At 71.1% G+C, this 20440-nt stretch carries 20 protein-coding genes; 13 read left to right on the top strand and 7 right to left on the bottom strand.

Going from position 1 to position 20440, the window contains the following annotated elements; genetic code table 11:
* Positions 1–139 precede the first annotated feature (139 nt).
* Entirely contained in the window at positions 140–979 is an 840-nt protein-coding gene (locus ACZ4UV_RS07990; protein ID WP_451019295.1) for a helix-turn-helix transcriptional regulator, read from the bottom strand.
* Positions 980–1107: 128 nt separating this feature from the next.
* Here ACZ4UV_RS07990 and ACZ4UV_RS07995 point away from each other — a divergent pair, with 128 nt between their 5' ends.
* The gene (locus ACZ4UV_RS07995) at positions 1108–2790 is read left to right on the top strand and encodes an AMP-binding protein (RefSeq protein ID WP_451019294.1); all 1683 of its coding nucleotides are present in this window, start codon (positions 1108–1110) and stop codon (positions 2788–2790) included.
* Positions 2787–4394, top strand: a complete 1608-nt coding sequence (locus tag ACZ4UV_RS08000) for an AMP-binding protein (protein ID WP_467836694.1) — start codon at positions 2787–2789, stop codon at positions 4392–4394. Before ACZ4UV_RS07995 ends, ACZ4UV_RS08000 begins: the two co-directional genes overlap by 4 nt.
* Before the next feature lie 100 nt (positions 4395–4494).
* Here the strand turns inward: ACZ4UV_RS08000 and ACZ4UV_RS08005 are convergent, their stop codons facing one another.
* A complete protein-coding gene (locus tag ACZ4UV_RS08005; RefSeq protein WP_451019292.1) occupies positions 4495–5172 on the bottom strand; it encodes a hypothetical protein in 678 nt (225 codons plus the stop codon).
* 209 nt (positions 5173–5381) lie between these two features.
* On the opposite strand from ACZ4UV_RS08005, the gene gcl reads away from it, so the two are divergent.
* Entirely contained in the window at positions 5382–7166 is a 1785-nt protein-coding gene (gene gcl, locus ACZ4UV_RS08010) for a glyoxylate carboligase (protein ID WP_467836700.1), read from the top strand.
* 198 nt (positions 7167–7364) lie between these two features.
* On the opposite strand, the gene ACZ4UV_RS08015 is transcribed toward gcl, so the two are convergent.
* The 4 genes from ACZ4UV_RS08015 to ACZ4UV_RS08030 all read right to left on the bottom strand — a co-directional run bounded on the left by ACZ4UV_RS08015 (position 7365) and on the right by ACZ4UV_RS08030 (position 11124).
* On the bottom strand, positions 7365–7607 hold the full coding sequence (locus ACZ4UV_RS08015) for a hypothetical protein (RefSeq protein ID WP_351488793.1): 243 nt from the start codon (positions 7605–7607) through the stop codon (positions 7365–7367).
* 353 nt (positions 7608–7960) lie between these two features.
* Positions 7961–9091, bottom strand: coding sequence for a catalase (locus tag ACZ4UV_RS08020; protein WP_467836703.1), 1131 nt, complete (start codon positions 9089–9091; stop codon positions 7961–7963).
* Between the two features lie 173 nt (positions 9092–9264).
* Positions 9265–10158 (bottom strand): 2-hydroxy-3-oxopropionate reductase, encoded by an 894-nt coding sequence (locus tag ACZ4UV_RS08025; RefSeq protein ID WP_467836706.1) that lies wholly within the window; start codon positions 10156–10158, stop codon positions 9265–9267.
* A gap of 126 nt (positions 10159–10284) precedes the next feature.
* Entirely contained in the window at positions 10285–11124 is an 840-nt protein-coding gene (locus tag ACZ4UV_RS08030; protein ID WP_451022484.1) for a TIM barrel protein, read from the bottom strand.
* Between the two features lie 132 nt (positions 11125–11256).
* Here ACZ4UV_RS08030 and polX point away from each other — a divergent pair, with 132 nt between their 5' ends.
* The 9 genes from polX to ACZ4UV_RS08075 all read left to right on the top strand — a co-directional run bounded on the left by polX (position 11257) and on the right by ACZ4UV_RS08075 (position 18626).
* On the top strand, positions 11257–12999 hold the full coding sequence (gene polX, locus ACZ4UV_RS08035; RefSeq protein WP_451022483.1) for a DNA polymerase/3'-5' exonuclease PolX: 1743 nt from the start codon (positions 11257–11259) through the stop codon (positions 12997–12999).
* A 130-nt stretch (positions 13000–13129) separates the two neighbouring features.
* Complete coding sequence (locus tag ACZ4UV_RS08040; RefSeq protein WP_351488781.1) at positions 13130–13384, top strand: YkoF family thiamine-binding protein; 255 nt, start codon at positions 13130–13132, stop codon at positions 13382–13384.
* Positions 13381–13746 carry a helix-turn-helix domain-containing protein gene (locus ACZ4UV_RS08045; protein WP_351488778.1) on the top strand — a complete coding sequence of 122 codons (366 nt, stop codon included), beginning with the start codon at positions 13381–13383 and terminating at the stop codon, positions 13744–13746. The genes ACZ4UV_RS08040 and ACZ4UV_RS08045 overlap by 4 nt, the downstream gene beginning before the upstream one ends.
* 151 nt (positions 13747–13897) lie before the next feature.
* The gene (gene uraD / locus ACZ4UV_RS08050) at positions 13898–14407 is read left to right on the top strand and encodes a 2-oxo-4-hydroxy-4-carboxy-5-ureidoimidazoline decarboxylase (RefSeq protein WP_451022482.1); all 510 of its coding nucleotides are present in this window, start codon (positions 13898–13900) and stop codon (positions 14405–14407) included.
* A 7-nt stretch (positions 14408–14414) separates the two neighbouring features.
* The gene (gene uraH, locus ACZ4UV_RS08055) at positions 14415–14822 is read left to right on the top strand and encodes a hydroxyisourate hydrolase (protein ID WP_451022481.1); all 408 of its coding nucleotides are present in this window, start codon (positions 14415–14417) and stop codon (positions 14820–14822) included.
* 3 nt (positions 14823–14825) lie between these two features.
* Positions 14826–15758 carry a factor-independent urate hydroxylase gene (gene pucL, locus ACZ4UV_RS08060; protein ID WP_451022480.1) on the top strand — a complete coding sequence of 311 codons (933 nt, stop codon included), beginning with the start codon at positions 14826–14828 and terminating at the stop codon, positions 15756–15758.
* A gap of 124 nt (positions 15759–15882) precedes the next feature.
* The gene (locus ACZ4UV_RS08065; protein WP_451022479.1) at positions 15883–17259 is read left to right on the top strand and encodes an 8-oxoguanine deaminase; all 1377 of its coding nucleotides are present in this window, start codon (positions 15883–15885) and stop codon (positions 17257–17259) included.
* A gap of 274 nt (positions 17260–17533) precedes the next feature.
* The gene (locus ACZ4UV_RS08070; protein ID WP_467837902.1) at positions 17534–17944 is read left to right on the top strand and encodes a solute carrier family 23 protein; all 411 of its coding nucleotides are present in this window, start codon (positions 17534–17536) and stop codon (positions 17942–17944) included.
* Between the two features lie 61 nt (positions 17945–18005).
* Positions 18006–18626 carry a TMEM175 family protein gene (locus ACZ4UV_RS08075; protein ID WP_390034600.1) on the top strand — a complete coding sequence of 207 codons (621 nt, stop codon included), beginning with the start codon at positions 18006–18008 and terminating at the stop codon, positions 18624–18626.
* A gap of 46 nt (positions 18627–18672) precedes the next feature.
* Here the strand turns inward: ACZ4UV_RS08075 and ACZ4UV_RS08080 are convergent, their stop codons facing one another.
* Positions 18673–19437, bottom strand: a complete 765-nt coding sequence (locus tag ACZ4UV_RS08080) for a helix-turn-helix domain-containing protein (protein WP_467837904.1) — start codon at positions 19435–19437, stop codon at positions 18673–18675.
* Positions 19438–19566: 129 nt separating this feature from the next.
* Here ACZ4UV_RS08080 and ACZ4UV_RS08085 point away from each other — a divergent pair, with 129 nt between their 5' ends.
* Positions 19567–20421, top strand: coding sequence for an NAD(P)H-binding protein (locus ACZ4UV_RS08085; protein ID WP_451017862.1), 855 nt, complete (start codon positions 19567–19569; stop codon positions 20419–20421).
* Positions 20422–20440: the final 19 nt, after the last annotated feature.

The following is a 20440-nucleotide window of genomic DNA, read 5'->3' on the forward strand; positions in this document are numbered from 1 at the left end:
CCCTCGTGTGTCGTGTCCCAGCCAAATTCTAGGCAATGAACCCTGAAATCCGGCCGAACGGCATGGTGAGGGAAATAACAGGGGCTTCGCATATGGCAATTCACTGCGCGTCCGCATGAATGGAATGGGTCCCCTCCGGCTATGGCAACACCCCCGTCCGACGAGCCGTCGACACCGCCTCCCCCCGGGTGTGCGCGCCCAGCTTCCGCATCGCCGAGCGCAGGTAGCCCTTGACCGTCTCGGGCCGCAGCCCCAGCCGCTCGGCCACCGCCGCGTTGGTCGCCCCGGCCGCCACCCACGCCAGCACGTCCAGTTCCCGCGGCGCCAGCACCGCCTGGGCCGGCGGAACCGGCGCCGGCGCGGTCAGCAGCCCGCAGGCGGCGAGCAGTTCGGCGCGCAGTTCCGGGTCGGCGATCCGCGGTGCCAGGGCCCGCAGCGCGGCATGCGCCTCCCGCACCTGCTCCCGGGCGGCCCCCGGATCCCCCGCGGCGGCCGGTTCCGGCCGCGCCGACGCCAGCAGCTCCCTGGCCTCGTCCTGCACGACCAGCGCCTGCTCCACGTCCCGGGCCGCCGCCACCGCCGCGCCCAGCGTGCGGTCGCCCAGCGGCTGGGCGGTGCGCAGCGCGCCGTACAGCACGCCCCGCACCCGGCGTCGTACCACCACCGGTACCGCGAGCACCGAGCGCAGGCCCTCGGCGGCCACCGGGATGTCGTACTCGTGGCTGATCTGCCGGGAGGCCGAGTAGTCGACGACCGCGCAGGGGCGGGCCCGTTCGACCGCCTTGCCGCCCAGGCCGTTCCCGGAGGTGACCGCGAGCGAGCGCAGCGACGCCGTGCTGGTGCCGGTCAGCTCGCTGATCCGGACCTGTGTCCGGCCCGCCTCGACCAGCCCGCCGAAGGCGATCGGAAGCCCGGTGGCGCGCCGGAGTCTGGCCAGCGCACCACGTATCTCCACCGCCCCCGTGACCTCTGCTGCCACCTGTCCTGCCCCTTCGACCCCGGCCTCGTGCTGTCCACACCCCCGTTCGGGGGTAGTGAGACCTGCATCACGGATTACACGATGCCAGAGAGCCGCCCGGCAATGGTCCGGTACCGAAGGAGACGCGTATGACGAGTGCGACGGAGGACTTCCGCAGGGCACGGGACTTCCTGCTGGAACACCGTGTGGACTACGCCACCGCCTACGAGGGCTTCGCCTGGCCGCGTCCGGACCACTTCAACTGGGCGCTGGACTGGTTCGACGTCATCGCCGAGGGCAACGACCGCACCGCCCTGCACATCGTCGAGGAGGACGGCTCGGAGACGAAGCTGTCCTTCGCCGAGCTGTCCGAGCGCTCCGACCGGGTCGCGAACCACCTGCGCGCGCGGGGCGTCGAGCCGGAGGACCGCATCCTGGTCATGCTCGGCAACCAGGCCGAGCTGTGGGAGACCGCGCTGGCCGCTATGAAGCTGCGGGCCGTGGTCATCCCGGCCACCCCGCTGCTCGGCCCGGCCGACCTGCGCGACCGCGTCGACCGGGGCCGGGTGAAGCACGTGCTCGTGCGCGCCGAGGACGCGGCCAAGTTCGCCGAGGTGCCGGGCACGTACACCCGGATCGCGGTGGGCGGGCTGCCGGCGTCGGAGGCCGGGCCCTGGGAGCCGTACGAGGACGCGTACACCGCCTCGGCCGACTTCGTGCCCGACGGCCCCACGCTGGCCGACGACCCGCTGATGCTCTACTTCACCTCGGGCACCACCGCCCGCCCCAAGCTGGTCGAGCACACCCACACCTCTTACCCGATCGGGCACCTGGCGACCATGTACTGGATCGGCCTGAAACCCGGTGACGTGCACCTGAACATCTCCTCGCCGGGGTGGGCGAAGCACGCCTGGTCGAACCTCTTCGCCCCCTGGAACGCCGAGGCGACGGTCTTCATCCACAACTACGCGCGCTTCGACGCGGGCCGGCTGATGGCCGAGATGGACCGGCACGGCGTGACGTCCTTCTGTGCCCCGCCGACGGTGTGGCGCATGCTCATCCAGGCGGATCTGAGTCAGCTGGCGACCCCGCCCCGCGAGGTCGTCGCGGCGGGCGAGCCGCTCAACCCCGAGGTGATCGAACAGGTGCGGCGGGCCTGGGGCGTGACCATCCGGGACGGGTTCGGGCAGACCGAGACGGCCGTGCAGGTCTCCAACAGCCCCGGGCAGCCGCTGAAGACCGGGTCGATGGGCCGTCCGAGCCCGGGGTACCGGGTGGAGCTGCTGGACCCGGTCAGCGGTGCCCCCGGCGCGACGGAGGGCGAGATCGCGCTCGACCTGGCGGCGCGGCCGGTGGGCCTGATGACCGGCTACCACGGGGACGCCGACCGTACGGCGGAGGCGATGGCGGGCGGCTACTACCGCACCGGGGACATCGGCTCCCGGGACGAGGACGGCTACATCACCTACGTCGGCCGCGCGGACGACGTGTTCAAGGCGTCCGACTACAAGATCAGCCCGTTCGAGCTGGAGAGCGCGCTCCTCGAACACGAGGCGGTGGCCGAGGCGGCCGTCGTGCCCGCGCCGGACGACCTGCGGCTCGCCGTGCCGAAGGCGTACATCGTGCTTGCGGCGGGCTGGGAGCCGGGCCCGGACACCGCGAAGGTGCTCTTCGAGCACTCGCGGCAGGTGCTGGCGCCGTACAAGCGGGTCCGGCGGCTGGAGTTCGCCCCGCTGCCGAAGACCGTGTCCGGGAAGATCCGCCGGATCGAGCTGCGCGAGGCCACGGCCGCCGGCTCGGCCGACGAGTACCGCGAGGAGGACTTCCGGTGAGCTCGTCGTACACGCACGGCACGAGCACCACCTCGCTGCTCGGCGACACCATCGGGGCCGACCTGGACCGGGCCGTCGCGGCCTGGCCGGACCGCGAGGCGCTGGTGGACGTACCGACCGGCAGGCGCTGGACCTACACCGAATTCGCCGCCGACGTCGACCGGTTGGCGTACGCCCTGCTGGCGAGCGGGGTCGCCAAGGGCGACCGGGTGGGCATCTGGGCGGTCAACTGCGCCGAGTGGGTGCTGGTGCAGTACGCCACCGCCCGGATCGGCGCGATCATGGTCAACATCAACCCGGCCTACCGCACCCACGAGGTCGAGTACGTCCTGAACCAGGCCGGGATCTCCCTGCTGTTCGCCTCGCTGCGGCACAAGACCAGCGACTACCGGGCGATGGTGGAGGAAGTGCGGGGCAGGTGCCCGCAGTTGCGGGAGACGGTCTACATCGGGGACCCGAGCTGGGAGGCGCTGACCGCCCGCGGAACGGCCGAGCGGGGTGCCGAACTGGCGGCCCGAGCGGCCGAGTTGTCCTGCGACGACCCCATCAACATCCAGTACACCTCGGGCACGACCGGCTTCCCGAAGGGGGCCACGCTCTCCCACCACAACATCCTCAACAACGGCTACTTCGTGGGTGAGTCGATCGCCTACACCGAGCAGGACCGGATCTGCATCCCGGTGCCCTTCTACCACTGCTTCGGCATGGTGATGGGCAACCTGGCCGCCACCTCGCACGGCGCCTGCATGGTGATCCCGGCCCCGTCCTTCGACCCGAAGGCCACCCTGGAGGCGGTCCAGCAGGAGCGCTGCACCTCGCTCTACGGCGTCCCGACCATGTTCATCGCGGAGCTGAACCTCCCCGGCTTCGCCTCGTACGACCTCTCCACCCTGCGCACGGGCATCATGGCGGGCTCGCCCTGCCCGGTCGAGGTGATGAAGCGGGTGGTCGCCGAGATGCACATGGCGGAGGTCTCCATCTGCTACGGCATGACGGAGACCTCCCCGGTCTCGCTCCAGACCCGGATCGAGGACGACCTGGAACACCGCACCGGCACGGTCGGCCGGGTGCTGCCGCACCTGGAGGTCAAGGTCGTCGACCCGGCCACCGGGGTCACCCAGCCCCGCGGCACCGCAGGTGAGTTGTGCACCCGCGGCTACAGCGTGATGCTCGGCTACTGGAACGAGCCCGAGAAGACGGCGGAGGCCGTCGACCCGGGGCGCTGGATGCACACCGGCGACCTGGCGATGATGCGCGAGGACGGGTACGTCGAGATCGTCGGCCGCATCAAGGACATGATCATCCGGGGCGGCGAGAACATCTACCCGCGCGAGGTCGAGGAGTTCCTCTACGCCCACCCCAAGATCAGGGACGTCCAGGTGGTCGGGGTGCCGCACGAGAGGTACGGCGAGGAGGTCCTCGCCTGCGTCATCCCGCACGACCCTGCCGCCCCGCCCACCCTGGACGAACTCCGCGCCTTCTGCGAGGGCCGCCTGGCCCACTACAAGGTGCCGAGCCGGCTGCAGATCCTGGACGACTTCCCGATGACGGTCTCGGGCAAGGTCCGCAAGATCGAACTGAGGGAGAAATACGCCACCGATTGAAGCGCCCGCCAGGGCAGCGCCCCATAGGGGCGCTGGGGGTACCCCCGGCCGAAGGCTGGGGGAGGAACTGCGCGACCAGCCCCCACCGGCCCGCAGATGCTCACGCTCCTGAGCCGCGCAGCTCATCGGCGTGCTCATTCACCGGCTGCGGCGTCCCCGTGAAGTCCAGCACGAACAACGGCACCCCCAGAGCGTCGGCCCGCTCCCGCGCCTCCTCGGCGTACCCCGCAAGGGAGAAGTACACGCACCCCGAATCCTCCGTCATCGCCGTCAGCCACAGACACTCCACGTCCCGCCGCGAGGCCGGCTGCACGGTCGGGTCCACCTGGGCCAGCAGCCCCCGGGCGGCCAGCCCGATGCCGGACGGCGGCTGCTGGTCGGCGCGGCGGATGTCCCGGTAGCCGAGCCAGCGCAGATAGAGCGCGGCCGCGGTGACCGCGTCCCGGGCGGTGCGGATCGTCACGGGATGGAAGGCGGTCCGGGGTTCGGGCTCGGGCTCCGCCGGCGGCGCGGACACGCCGCCGGTGACCGCGATGCGCAGGAGCGCCCCGCACGGGCAGCCCAGCTCCGGCTGCGGCCACTGGTCCCGGCGGCCGCAGGAGCCGCAGCTCACCGTCACCCAGTCCGCGTCCCAGGCGCGGTGTGCCACCGCGGTCGGTCCGGCCGTGCCGTCGAGGCTCGGGGTGACCGGCGCGCCACAGGCGCACGGGTACGACGGCGCGGTGTAGACGTGCTCGCGCCGACAGGCCGGACAGCGCACCGGCACGCTCTCGGACATGGCCCCCACCTCAGGCGTCGCGTCGGTTCAGCCGTCCCATGGTGCTCCCGCCGGGGCCCGGTTGTCCGTCCCTTGACGACGTTCGTCACCGCACCTACATTGATTTCAGATAGTAGAAGTTAGTTTCCGTAATACGGAAAACTGAAGACGATGCTCACCGCGGGGCGCGACGGGAGCAGGCATCCGACAGCCGAAAGCAGGAGTTCTCGATGGCTCGTATGACCGCTGCCCGCGCGGCAGTTGAGATCCTCAAGCGCGAGGGCGTCACCGATGCGTTCGGTGTGCCCGGCGCGGCGATCAACCCCTTCTACGCGGCGCTCAAGGCCTCCGGCGGCATCCAGCACACCCTCGCCCGCCATGTCGAGGGCGCCTCGCACATGGCCGAGGGCTACACCCGTACGCACCCCGGGAACATCGGCGTCTGCATCGGCACCTCCGGCCCGGCCGGCACCGACATGATCACCGGTCTGTACTCGGCCACCGGCGACTCCGTCCCGATCCTCTGCATCACCGGCCAGGCCCCGACCGCGGTGATCCACAAGGAGGACTTCCAGGCCGTCGACATCGCCTCCATCGCCAGGCCCGTCACGAAGATGGCGGTCACCGTGCTGGAGGCCGCGCAGGTCCCGGGCGTCTTCCAGCAGGCCTTCCACCTGATGCGCTCCGGCCGCCCGGGCCCGGTCCTGATCGACCTGCCGATCGACGTGCAGCTCACCGAGATCGAGTTCGACCCGGAGACGTACGAGCCGCTCCCCGTCTACAGGCCGGCTGCCACCCGCGCCCAGATCGAGAAGGCGATCGGGATGCTGAACGCGTCCGAGCGTCCGCTGATCGTCGCGGGCGGCGGGGTCATCAACGCGGACGCCGCCGAACTCCTCGTCGAGTTCGCCGAGTTGACCGGCACCCCGGTCGTCCCGACCCTGATGGGCTGGGGCGTCCTGCCCGACGACCACGAGCTGAACGCCGGCATGGTGGGTCTGCAGACCTCGCACCGCTACGGCAACGCGACCTTCCTGGAGTCCGACTTCGTCCTCGGCATCGGCAACCGCTGGGCCAACCGCCACACCGGGAAGCTGGACGTCTACACGGCCGGCCGCACCTTCGTCCACGTGGACATCGAGCCCACCCAGATCGGCAGGATCTTCGCCCCCGACTACGGCATCGCCTCCGACGCGAAGGCGGCACTGGAACTGCTCGTCGAGGTGGCACTGGAGTTGAAGGCGACCGGCGGGCTGCCCGACCGCTCCGCCTGGGCGGCCTCGGCGCAGGAGCGGAAGGCGACCCTCCAGCGCCGCACCCACTTCGACGACATCCCGATCAAGCCGCAGCGCGTCTACGAGGAGATGAACAAGGCGTTCGGCCCGGAGACCCGGTACGTCTCCACGATCGGCCTCTCGCAGATCGCCGGCGCCCAGATGCTGCACGTCTTCAAGCCCCGGCACTGGATCAACTGCGGCCAGGCCGGCCCGCTCGGCTGGACGATCCCGGCCGCGCTGGGCGTGGCCAAGGCCGACCCGGAGGCGTCCGTCGTCGCCCTCTCCGGCGACTACGACTTCCAGTTCATGCTGGAGGAACTCGCGGTCGGCGCGCAGCACAAGATCCCGTACATCCACGTCCTGGTCAACAACTCCTACCTGGGCCTGATCCGCCAAGCGCAGCGGGCGTTCGACATCGACTTCCAGGTCAAGCTGGAGTTCGAGAACATCAACTCGCCCGAACTGGGCGTCTACGGCGTCGACCACGTCAAGGTCGCCGAGGGCCTGGGCTGCAAGGCGATCCGGGTGACGGACCCGGCGGAACTGGGCGCGGCCTTCGAGAAGGCCAAGAAGCTGGCCGCCGAGCACCAGGTGCCGGTCGTCGTGGAGGCGATCCTGGAGCGGGTCACCAACATCTCCATGTCGACCACCAACGACATCTCGAACGTCGTCGAGTTCGAGGAGATGGCGACCGAGCCGGGGCACGCCCCGACGTCGATCAGGACACTGAAGGTCTGAGCCGGCGAAGACGAGAGCGGGCGGTCCATCCCGGGGATGGACCGCCCGCTTCGCGTCGTAGATGACTCGGTGCCCGCCGCCCCCGTGCCGGCGGGCACCGTGTGACGCGAATATGCCCCCTGACTGGGGCGGTTGAAGCATGTTGAACGCAGTTCAGAGCTTTATTTGAGGATCGGCCGGTACGTTCGTCCGGGTACATCAGCTTTCGGGATGTTCGGTCAGGCCCGGCCAGTCGTCCGGGCCGCCGCCCTGCCACTCGATGAGGTCGCTCTCCTCGACCTCGATCCGGTCCAGGTCGGCCATCCGCAGGATCTCGATCACGTCGTCGAGGTGGGAGGCGATCCCGAGGGTGACGTCGCCCTCGGTGACCCGCCGGGAGCCGTCCAGGGCCGGGGCGTGCACGACGATGCGCGGGAACTGGGTCGGTGGATGTGCAGTCATGCCACAAGGCTCCTGCGGCGGGGGTGGAAACGCACGCCGAAGCGCCGGATGCGGGCGGTTCCGCATCCGGCGCTCGACGAGTCCGTGGCGCTCTCCCCGGCTGTGGCCGTCCGACGGCGCGAGGCCGGGCGCGACGGGACGTTCGCGCCGCCGGACGGGGGCCAGGGTGTGGCTGGGACCGCGGCGGGTGCGAGGGAGCCGGGGGCGTCCTTCCCTCTGGTCGAGAAGAGCGCTCGGTTCCTTCACCACCGCACTGGCTTGCACGCCGCCGCGGTCCTCGCCCCGCCCGCGCGCCGACACCGACCGGCCACCCCTCATCCGGGCCGGTCGGCCGCCGCGGGCCGCCTGTGGGGTCAGTCCTCGCGCGGGGCGCGGACCGCCTCCGCCACGCGCCTGCCGTACTCCGGGTCGGCGGCGTGGAAGTGGGCCAGGTTCTTCTCGATCACGTCGTCGCGAGTGACCTGCGAGAGGCCGCCGGCGATGTTCGCCACCAGCCGCTGCCGCTCCTCCGCGGACATCAGGCGGTACAGCTCGCCCGCCTGGAAGAAGTCGTCGTCCTTGGTGCGGAGCGGGGCCTCGTGGGTGCCCGTGTGGCCGGTCACGGCGAGGGGCGCCGACCGGGGGCGGCCGGTCTCCACCGGGCCGTCGTAGGAGTTCGGCTCGTAGTTCTTCGCGTGCCGGCCCCGGGCGTTGGCGGCCATCAAGCCGTCCCGGCCGTAGTTCTGCGCGGTCGTCGCCTTCGGGTCCTTGCCCGCCGGCTCGGCGGCCTGCTCGCTGCTCAAAGAGCGGACGCCCTGGTTGGTCTTGAAGTGGTACTTGACGAAGAAGGCCTCGCCCTCGGCGTTCGCCCACTGGTAGGCGTACGAGCCGTAGCCGTTCATGCGGCGGTACGACGCCGGGATGCCCCGCTCGCCCATCAGCCAGGTCACCTGGTGGGTGGCCTCGGGGGCGTGCGCCCAGAAGTCCCAGACGTTGTCCGGCTCCTGACGGCCCGTGAAGGGGTCGCGCTTCTGCGAGTGGATGAAGTCCGGGAACTTGACGGGGTCCTTGACGAAGAACACCGGGGTGTTGTTCCCGACGAGGTCGTAATTGCTCTCCGCCGTATAGAACTTGACCGCGAAGCCGCGCGGGTCCCGTACGGCGTCGGCGCCGCCCAGCGAGTCGGCGACCGTCGAGAAGCGCACGAACACCTCGGTCCGCTCGCCGACCGAGGCGAGGAAGTCGGCACAGGTGAACCCCGTGACGTCGTCGGTCACCTCGAAGTGGCCGTACCCGCCGCTGCCCCGGGCGTGCACCACCCTCCCCCACTGCCTTAAGGGCGTGGGAGGTGCCCCCACCGGTATGCGCTCGCGGTTGAAGCGCGCGAGCTTCTCCAGCAGGTGCTGGTCCTGGAGGAGGAGCGGACTGCCGATGCCGGCGGAGGCGGAGTTCTGGTGGTCGGCGACCGGGGCGCCGGACTCGGTGGTGAGCACGCGCTTCGACATCGTGGGCCTTCCGTGCGGGTGTCAGCGGAAATTCATTTCCGCTTCGTGGAGCCTAGGATCGGGTCGGCCAGGGCGTCAACAGTTTGTTGAAGTGGTTTCCGGGCGGCGCCGGCGCCTGGGCGCGACAGGACAGGTGTCGGCACCGCCACCGCCCGGAAGTCATGCGGTCCGGCTCAGACCTGCGCGCCGGACAGGCGCTCCACCGCGCGCAGCAGCGCGGAGTGGTCGAGGCCGCCGTCGCCCTGCGCGCGCAGGGACGCGACCAGTTGGGCCACCACGGCGCCGACGGGCAGGGCGGCGCCGACGTTGCGGGCCGCGTCCGTGACGATGCCCATGTCCTTGTGGTGCAGGTCGATCCGGAAGCCCGGCCGGAAGTCGCGGCTGAGGAAGTTGTCCTTCTTCCGCGTCAGCACGGTCGAGCCGGCCAGGCCGCCGTTCAGCACGTCCAGCGCGGCCGTCAGGTCCACACCGGACTTCTCCAGGAAGACCACGGCCTCGGCGCACGCCTGGATGTTCACGGCGACGATCAGCTGGTTGGCGGCCTTCACGGTCTGGCCCGAGCCGTGCGGACCGCACAGCACGATGGTTTTGCCCAGCGCCTCGAAGACCGGCCTGGCGGCGTCGAAGTCGGCCTGCTCACCGCCGACCATGATGGACAGCACGGCCTCGACGGCACCGGCCTCACCGCCGGACACGGGCGCGTCGAGCACGCGGATGCCCTTGTCCCGCGCCGCCTTCGCCAGGTCGACGGAGGTCTGCGGGGTGATGGACGACATGTCGATGAGGAGCGCGCCGGACCGCGCGTTCGCCAGGATGCCGTCCGGGCCGTACGCGATGGCCTCGACCTGTGGCGACGCGGGGACCATGGTGATGACCACGTCCGCGTCCCGCACCGCCTCGGCGATGGAGGCGGCCGCGGTGCCGCCGGCGGCGGCCAGCCGGTCCAGCTTGTCCTGCTCCAGCGTGAAGCCGGTGACGTCGTAGCCCGCCTTGACCAGGTTCTCGGACATGGGGGAGCCCATGATGCCGAGGCCTATCCAGGCGATCTTGGGGAGTGTGTTGCTCATAGGGGGTGCCTCTCTGGATACGTCGATCACACAGCCCGTCTGGGGGTCCCCCTCCGGGGGAGTTCGAGGACGAGGCCGAAGGCCGAAGCGGGGGTCCGGGGGCGGCAGCCCCCGGGGGCGGTCACATCAACGGGCGGCGCGCTGTGCCACCGGCAGCCAGCCGAAGGCGTCCGCACTCGGGCGGTCGCCCGCCTTGTACTCCAGGCCCACCCAGCCGTCGTACCCGGCCTTCCTCAGCCCGTCGAGGAGGTCCGCCAGCGGCAGCGACCCCGTGCCCGGGGCGCCGCGGCCCGGGTTGTCGGCGATCTGGACGTGGCCCGTCTTCGAGGCGTACCGCTCGATCACCGACGGCAGGTCCTCGCCGTTCATCGCCAGGTGGTAGAGGTCCATCAGGAAGCGGGCGTTGCCGAGTCCCGTGGCCTCGTTGACCCTGTCGACGACCTCGACCGCGGCCGGGGCCGACACCAGCGGGTACCGCGGTGACTCGGGCGCGTTGAGCGCCTCGATCAGCAGGACCGCGCCGATCCGGTCGGCCGCGCGCGCCGCGAGCGTCAGGTTCTCCAGGGCCAGCGCGTCCTGCTCGGCCGGGTCCACGCCGTCGACGCGGTTGCCGTACAGCGCGTTGAGCGCCGTGCAGCCGAGCGACCGGGCGAAGTCGGCCGCCACGTCGATGTTGGCGCGGAACCTCTCCGACTCCGCGCCCGGGACCGACAGGGCGCCACGGTCGGGTCCGGGCAGCTGGCCGGCGTAGAAGTTCAGGCCGGTCAGCCGGACGCCCGCGTCCTCGATCGCCTTCCTCAGCGCGTCGAGCCCGGAGCGCTCGGGGGTGGGGGAGTCGACCCAGGGCCACCACAGCTCGGCCGCCGGGAAGCCGGCCGCGGCGGCGGCCGCGGGGCGCTCCAGGAGCGGGAGTTCCGTGAAGAGGATCGACAGGTTGACGGTGAAGCGCTGCTCTGCGAATCCCATGGGGTCGGCGCTCCCTTCCACTCTCTATGTTTCCGTATTGCGGAAATTAATTTCTGCTTAATGGAAGACTGCCTGTGGGCAGGGAAGGCTGTCAAGAGCGCCCGCGCACATCCCGCGCCCTACCCTGGAGGTGTGGCCCGTTCCAACGACGAGGTCGCCGCGCTGTTCCAGGAGTACGCGGACCTCATCTCGATCACCGGCGGCGACGCCTTCAGGGCACGTGTCTACGAGAAGGCCGCCCGGTCCGTCGGCGGCCACCACGCCGATGTCGCCACGCTCGACCTCAAGGGGCTCCAGGACATCCCGAACGTCGGGAAGTCGATCGCCCAGAAGGTCCTCGAATACCTCGACAGCGGCAGCGTCTCCGCCGTCGACGAACTGCGCGCGAAGATCCCCGCCGGGGTCCGGCGGCTGACGGCCGTGCCCACCCTCGGTCCGAAGAAGGCGATGGCGGTCTACGAGGAGCTCGGCATCTCCTCCGTCGAGGAACTCGCCGACGCCATCCACCAGGAGCGGCTGCGCGACCTCAAGGGCTTCGGGCCGAAGACCGAGGAGAACATCCTCCACGGCATCGCGCTGCTCCGGTCCGCCGGCGGCCGGGTGCAGCTCGACCTGGCCACGGACCTCGCGGAGGACATCGTCGGCGCCCTGTCCGCGGTGACCGGCTGCGAGCGGTGCGCGTACGCCGGATCACTGCGCCGGATGCGGGAGACGATCGGCGACATCGACATCCTCGCGGCGGCGAAGAAGTCGGCGCCGCTCATGAGGGCGTTCACCGGGTTGCCGTACGTCACCGAGGTCATCGGGCAGGGCGGGACCAAGACGTCCGTGCGCACCAGCAAGGGCCTCAACGTCGACCTGCGGGTCGTACCGCCGGACTCGTGGGGAGCCGCGCTGCAGTACTTCACCGGCTCCAGGGCCCACAACATCCGCACCCGTGAGATCGCGGTGCACCAGAAGCTCAAGCTCTCCGAGTACGGCCTCTTCGACGTCGAGAGCGGCGAGAAGATCGTCTCGGAGACCGAGGAGGAGGTGTACGCCCGGCTCGGCCTGCCCTGGATCCCGCCGACGTTGCGCGAGGACCGCGGAGAGATCGAGGCCGGGCTGCGCGGCGAGCTGCCCGAGCTGGTCACCGAGGCCGACCTGCGCGGCGACCTGCACACCCACACCGACCTCACCGACGGGCTCGCCCCGCTGGAGGAGATGGCCGAGGCGGCCGCCCGGCGCGGCTACGCCTACTACGCGATCACGGACCACGCCCCCGACATGGCGATGCAGCGCATGACCGACGAGCGGATGCTGGCCCAGCGGGAACGGGTGCGCGAGCTGGACGGCAGGTACCCCACCAGGGGCCGGCGCGGCGGGCTGCGGCTGCTGCACGGCACCGAGCTGAACATCGGGCCCGACGGCGGGGTGGACTGGCCCGACGACTTCCTCGCCGGCTTCGACCTGTGCGTGGCGTCCGTGCACTCGCACTTCAACCAGAGCCGCGAGCAGCTGACCAGGCGCCTCGTCCGGGCCTGCGAGAACCCGCACGTCAACGTCATCGGCCACCCCACCACCCGTCTCATCGGCAAGCGGCCCGGCATCGACGCCGACCTCGACGCGGTCTTCGCCGCCTGCGCCCGCACCGGCACGGCCCTGGAGATCAACGCCCACCCGGACCGCCTCGACCTGCGCGACGAGGACATCCTGCGGGCCCGCCGGCACGGCGTGAGGTTCGCCGTGAACAGCGACGCCCACGCCGTCCCGCACCTCGCCAACATGCGCTACGGCATCGGCACCGCCCAGCGTGGCTGGCTCACCGGTGACGACGTGATCAACACCTGGCCGGAGAGGCGGCTGCGGGGCTTCCTGCGCAAGGAGCGCGGATGAGCCCGGTGCGCTGTGCTCCGGCGGCTTGGCTGCGTGGCGGGCGGAGGACGGCCATGGTCCGTTAGGGTCGCCTCGTGGCGGCCGGAGTGGGTCCGTCGCGGCCGGGTCAGGGACGTGTTCTGGGGGCGCAATGCGATTGAGAGTGGAGTTCACCACCGAGCCCTTCGACCTCGACGAGGCCCCCGCGCACGCGCTGGTCGCCCGTGAGGTCGTCGAGGCGGCCGCGCTGGACGCGGTGGACGTCGGGCCGTTCGGGAACACGGCGGAGGGCGGCTCAGACGCCGTGCTCACCGCCGTGGACGCACTGCTGCGCAGGGCCCTGGAGGCCGGGGCCACCCGGATCTCGCTCCAGGTCAACGTGGTGGGGGAGGGTGACGACAAGTGACCCGAAGCGGGGACGAACCCTTCATCACCGCCGTGAAGCCGCTGGTCGACGCCATGGGCGGGGAGATGCTCCCGCCCGACGAGGCCGGCGCCGACGACGTCGTGCTCGCCTGGGAGGGCGTGGACGTGGTCGCCGTACGGCTGCCGCAGCTCGCGGACTCCCTCGATCACATCCTGGCCGCCATGGAGCGCAAGCAGGGCAAACCGCTGGCCGACCTGGACCGCAAGGCGAAGCAGGAGGTCGTGCGCATACTGGAGGCGCGAGGCGCCTTCTCCGTACGGCACGGCGTGGAGACCGTGGCGAGCGCGCTCGGGGTGAGCCGCTTCACCGTCTACAACTACCTGAACCGCGAGAAGAGCTGACCCGCGAGGAGCGCCCCGGGAGCGACCTGCGGGGCACGAGCGAGGGATGTTACGCGGAATTTTCAACAAAGTGTTGACGCTGGGTTCCGGAGGGCGTTAGCTAACGGCAGCCCGTTCAGCACGAAGGCCGCACACGGCCACGGAGGCTCCCGTGACGTCGACTTCCACGCCCCCGGGTCTGGCCCGGTTCAACGACCTGGAGGAGCACGCGGCACTCGCCGCCCTCCACGAGGCGTGCGCCTCCACGGCCTGGGCCCGGCGCCTGCTCGCCGCCCGCCCCTACGCCACCCCCGAGGCCCTCTACTCCGCCAGCGACGCCGCCATGGCCGAGCTGGGCGAGGCCGACCTGGCTCAGGCCATGGCCGGGCACCCGCCGATCGGCCGCCCCAAGCCGGGCGACCCCACCTCGGCCCGGGAGCAGTCCGGCATGGCCGGCGCCGCGGACGGCCTCAAGGCGGAGATGCTCGAACTCAACCTCGCCTACCAGGAGCGGTTCGGCCATGTCTTCCTGATCTGCGCCACCGGCCGCACCGGCGAGGAGATGCGGGACGCGGCCAAGGAGCGGATCGGCAACCCGCCGGAGCGGGAGCGGGAGATCGTCCGCACCGAGCTGGGCAGGATCAACCGCATCCGGCTCGCCCGCATCGTCGAAGAGGACTGACAGCAGCATGAGCACCAGCACCACCGCCTCCGTGTCCACCCACATCCTGGACACCAGCGTCGGCCGCCCCGCCGCGGGCGTCGCCGTCCGGCTCTCCGCCCGCGGCGGCCGGGAGGCGGACTGGCAGGCGCTCGGCGGTTCCGCGACCGACGCCGACGGCCGGTGCAAGGACCTTCCGGACCTGCCGGAGGGGACGACACACGTGCGGCTCGACTTCGCCGTCGAGCCGTATTTCGAAGAGAAGACCGCGAAGAAGCAAGCCGATGCGCAGCAGGACGCCCCCGCGAATCGGGACAGCGGACCGGCCGTGTTCTTCCCGGAGGTGGCGATCACGTTCGCCGTCGTACCGGGTGAGCACTACCACGTACCGCTGCTGCTCAACCCGTTCGGCTACTCCGTTTACCGAGGGAGCTAGCTCATGCCCACCATTCTGGGACAGAACCAGTACGGCAAGGCCGAGAACCGGGTCGTGAAGATCACGCGGGACGGTGCCACCCACCACGTCAAGGACCTCAACGTCTCGGTGTCGCTCTCCGGTGACATGGACGAGGTCCACTACTCCGGCTCCAACGCCAACGTCCTGCCGACCGACACCACCAAGAACACGGTGTTCGCGTTCGCCAAGGAACACGGCATCGACTCCGCCGAGCAGTTCGGCATCCACCTCGCCCGCCACTTCGTGACCTCGCAGGAGCCGATCCACCGGGCCCGGATCCGCATCGAGGAGTACGCCTGGGAGCGCATCGAGGCCTCGGACGCCAACTCCAAGTTCATCGGCGCGGACGAGGTCAAGCACTCGTTCGTGCGCAAGGGCCAGGAGACCCGGCTCACCCAGATCACGTTCGACGGTGAGTCGTGGGAGGTCATCTCCGGCCTCAAGGACCTCGTCGTGATGAACTCGACCAACTCGGAGTTCTGGGGCTACGTCAAGGACAAGTACACGACGCTCCCCGAGGCGTACGACCGCATTCTGGCCACCCAGGTCTCCAGCCGCTGGCGGTTCAACTGGACCGACGACGAGCAGAAGATGCCCAACTGGGAGAAGTCCTACGAGCAGACGAAGAAGCACATGCTCCAGGCCTTCGCCGAGACGTACTCCCTCTCGCTGCAGCAGACGCTGTACCAGATGGGTTCGCGCATCATCAACAACCGCGGCGAGATCGACGAGGTCCGCTTCTCGCTGCCCAACAAGCACCACTTCCTGGTCGACCTGGAGCCGTTCGGTCTCAAGAACGCCACCGAGGACGGTGCCGTGTACTACGCCGCCGACCGGCCCTACGGCCTGATCGAGGCGACCATCCTGCGGGACGGCTGCGAGGCGAGGATCCCGGTGGACCTCACCAACCTCTGAGCATCCCTTTTTCGGCACCCTCGGCCGGGGCGGCGACCTTGTCCGGCTCCCCGGCCGAGGCACTCAAATCCCCGGGGTCCTGCCGTGCCCTCCCCACAAGTCCACTGAGCGAAAAGGACGAACCATGGCAGCAGACCAGCGCATCGTCATCGAGAACTGCTCGATCGCGACCGTCGACGCCCACGACACCGAGTACGCGAACGGGTACGTCGTCATCGCCGGCAACCGGATCGAGTCGCTCGGCGCGGGCCGTGCTCCCGAGGGACTGGAGAACGTCGTACGGCGGATCGACGCCACCGGCCACCTGGTGACCCCCGGCCTGGTCAACACCCACCACCACTACTACCAGTGGATCACCCGGGGCCTGGCCACCGACCACAACCTCTTCAACTGGCTGGTCGCGCTCTACCCGACCTGGGCGCGCATCGACGAGCCCATGGTGTACGCGGCCGCGCAGGGCTCGCTCGCCATGATGGCCCGCGGCGGTGTCACCACCGCGATGGACCACCACTACGTCTACCCGAGGGACTCCGGCGACCTGTCCGGCGCGATCATCCGCGCCGCCCGCGAGACGGGCGTCCGCTTCACCCTCGCCCGCGGCTCCATGGACCGCAGCGAGAAGGACGGCGGGCTGCCCCCGGACTTCGCCGTCGAGACCCTCGAAGGCGCCCTCGCCGCCACTGAGGCGACCGTCGAGGAGCACCACGACGCCTCCTTCGACGCGATGACCCAGGTGGCCGTCGCCCCCTGCTCGCCGTTCTCCGTCTCCACCGAACTCCTGCGGCAGGGCGCGGAGTTGGCCCGCCGACTGGGAGTGCGCCTGCACACCCACGGCTCGGAGACCGTCGAGGAGGAGCAGTTCTGCAAGGAGTTGTTCGGGATGGGCCCGACCGACTACTTCGAGTCCACGGGCTGGCTCGGCGAGGACGTGTGGATGGCGCACTGCGTCCACATGAACGACTCCGACATCGCCGCGTTCGCCCGCACGAGGACCGGCGTCGCCCACTGCCCGTCCTCCAACGCCCGCCTCGCGGCCGGCATCGCCCGTGTCCCCGACATGCTCGCCGCCGGCGTCCCGGTCGGCCTCGGTGTCGACGGCACCGCGTCCAACGAGTCCGGCGAACTCCACACCGAACTGCGCAACGCGCTGCTGATCAACCGCCTCGGCGCGCACCGGGAAGCGGCCCTGAACGCCCGCCAGGTGCTGCGCCTGGGCACCCACGGCGGCGCCCAGGTGCTGGGCCGCGGGAGCCAGATCGGCTCCCTCGAACCCGGCAAGCTCGCCGACCTGGTCCTGTGGCGGCTGGACACCCTCGCCCACGCCTCCATCGCCGACCCGGTGACCGCCCTGGTCTTCGGCGCGGCCGCCCCGGTCACCGCCTCCTTCGTGAACGGCCGTCAGATTGTCGAGGACAACCGTCTGCTGCACGTCGACGAGGACGCCATCGCCCGCTCCACGCGGGCCGAGGCCCAGCGGCTGGCGCAGCTCGCCGGGCGGTAACTCCCCTTCTCCGCAAGGCGTGTGAGCTCCGGTCGGGAGGGACGGCTCCCGGCCGGTGGCCGTGGACCCCGGAAGGGTCCACGGCGGCCGTCTCCCGGGCGCGCGCTGCCATGCGCGCGCCCGGGACCGGTCACCGTCCTCCTCTCGGGTCCCGCACGACCTGGATCACGCACCACCTCCCTGAAACCCGCGCCAGAGCCGCCGCGTAACCCACCGGAGGAGAGCCGCAGTGCAAGAAGTGCATCCCGTCGACGAGAAGCTCCCGCCCCTGAAAATGGCGACCACCGGCCTGCAGCACGTGGCCGCCATGTACGCCGGAGTGGTCGCCCCGCCCCTGGTCGTCGGCGCGGCCATCGGCCTCACCGGCACCGAACTGACCTTCCTGACCGCCGCCTGCCTCTTCACCGCCGGCCTCGCCACCTTCCTCCAGACCCTCGGCGTCTGGAGGATCGGCGCCCGGCTGCCCTTCGTCAACGGCGTCACCTTCGCCGGGGTCGCCCCGATGACCGTCTACCACGCCTTCCCGGAGACCGCCCGGACCGTCCTCGACTCGGGCATCTCGACGGGATGTGTGGCGGCGGTGGTGCTGAACCTGGTCTTCAACCACCTGGGCCGGCAGCGCGCGGGAGCGAGGGGCACGACGGAGGCCGCCGTACCGCTCGCGGCACCTCAGTCGATCCCGTGACGCCGGCTCCGGGGCGCGGGATGCGGTAGGAAGTCCCTGTGAGCCGACGGGGGAGTGCGTCATGAACGAGTCGGGCCGTGTGGAGGCCTTCAGCGACGGGGTCTTCGCCATCGCCGTCACCCTGCTCGTCCTGGACATCAAGGTGCCGAAGACCGCGGAGGGCGGCAGCCTCTGGCAGGCGCTGGGCGCCCAGTGGCCGTCCTACGCGGCCTACGTGGTGAGCTTCCTGGTCGTCGGGATCATGTGGGTCAACCACCATCAGCTGTTCAGCTATGTCGCCAGGGTCGACCGGAAGCTGATGTTCCTGAACCTGCTGGTGCTGATGGTGGTGTCCGCGGTGCCCTGGCCGACGGCGATGCTCGCCGAGTACCTGCGGGAGGACGCGTCCTCGCACGCGGCGGCGGCCGTCTACAGCCTGGTGATGGTCCTGATGGCGGCCGCCTTCCAGGCCTTGTGGTGGCATCTCACCCGGACCGGCCATCTCTTCGACGCCCGCGTGGACGTCGAGGCCGCGCGTGCCACCCGTGCCCGCTTCGCGCTCGGCTCACTCGGCTACCCGGTCACCGTCGGCCTGGCCTTCGTCTCGGCCCCGCTCACGTTGGCCGCACACGGCCTGCTGGCCCTCTACTACGGCTTCAACCAGGTACCGGTCCCGACCCGCCCGGACCCGGACACGCCGTGAGCGTCGCGGGCGGCCACGCCTGCCCGAAGGAGCCGGGGCCCCGGCTTCAGCCGCGCCGGATCGCCTGGCAGGGACTGGGCGCGGGGAGCCGTTCGGTCACGTACGAGCGGGGCGGTACGCCCATCAGGGCGCGGAAGTCGGCCGTCATGTGCGACTGGTCGAAGTAGCCGGTGGCGGCGGCCAGTTCCGACCAGCCGACGCTGCCCGCGCGGGCAGCGACCGTGCGGACGCGGTCGATACGGGCGTAGTGCTTCGGGGAGACCCCGACGCCGTCGGTGAACAGGTTCCGCAACTGGCGCTCGCTGACGGCCAGTTCCCGGGCCACGTCCCGTACCTGCGCGGGCGCCCGGTCCAGCCGCACGGACAACGCGTCCACGCCGGCCCGCAGCAACGCCGTCCGGCCCGCATCCGTCTGCTCGGACAACAGCCCGGGCAGCACCTCGGCGATCCGCGGCAGTGCCTCCAGCGGGTCCAGCCACCGCACCTCACGCGCGAACCGGCGGGCCACCCCGCCCGGCAGGGCGTCCAGCGGCACCACCCGGCCGACCAGTCCGGCGGCCGGCACACCCAGCAGGGGCCGGGAGGTACCCGGCGCCAGGTGCAGTACCACGCACGAGACGTGGGGCTTCCCCTCGTGGTAGGTCGCCCTTACCCGCGGCCCGACGGCCAGGACGTCACGCTGCCCGTCCGCCGTCACCCGCAGCACCACCTTGGTCAGCGCGTCCGGCAGTTGGACGAACGTCCCCTCGGGGGGCTCGGCGAAGGACATGGGCCGCACCTCGGAGATCCACGGGCGCAGCACGTCGGGCATGGTCGCAAGCGGCTCGGCGATGGTCTTCGGCACCTTTCCACCGTAGGCGACCGGCACCGCCGCCCGGGCGGTCCTGCCGTGCCGGAATTTCCAAGAGAAGGGCGCCCCGGCGGGCCCACCGTGGACCCCATGATTCTGGTGACGGGTGCCACGGGCACCATCGGAAACGACGTTGTACGACAGCTGGCCGGACGCGGCGCGAAGGTGCGCGCGCTCACCCGCGACCCGGTGAAGGCGACGGTGCCCGCCGGGGTGGAGGTGGTGCGTGGGGACTACGCCGACCCGGCGTCCCTGGAGGCCGCGCTGGCTGGTGCGACGGCCGCGTTCCTGCTCCGGCCGGCCGGTCCCGACGCGGGGCAGGACGCGGCCCTGGTCGCCGCGGCCCGGGCCGCCGGTGTGGAGCGGCTGGTCAAGCTCTCCGCCATCGCCACCGGCGACCCGGCCACCGGCCCTTCCGGCTCGTGGCACGTGGCCGGCGAGCGGGCAGTGCGGGACAGCGGGCTCGACTGGACGGTGCTGCGGCCCTCGTCGTTCGCCTCCAACACGCTGACCTGGGTCCAGGCCCTGCGCACGGGCGAGCCGGTCCCCAACATGACCGGCGACGGCGCTTCGGGCGTGATCGACCCCCGCGACATCGCCGAGGTGGCGGTGCGGGCCCTGCTCGACGCCGGGCACGCGGGGCGGACGTACACCCTGACCGGTCCCGAGGCGATCACCGTCCCCGGTCAGGCCGCCGTGCTCGCCGAGGTCCTGGGCCGCCCGGTCCCGACCCGGGACCTGGCCCCGGACGAGACCCGCGACTTCCTTCGCACGGCCTGGGGCATGGAGGGGGCTCAGGCGGACGGTGCCCTGATGGGCGTGGCGTTCGTCCGTGCCGGAGGCAACGCGGTGGTCACCGAGGACGCCCGGGAGGTGCTCGGCCGGCCGGCCCGGACCTATCGGGAGTGGGCCGAGGACCACAGGGGTGCGTTCCCGGGGTCCTGAGAGCCGGCGCCGCCAGGTT

This window comes from Streptomyces sp. NPDC028289, from assembly GCF_055565975.1.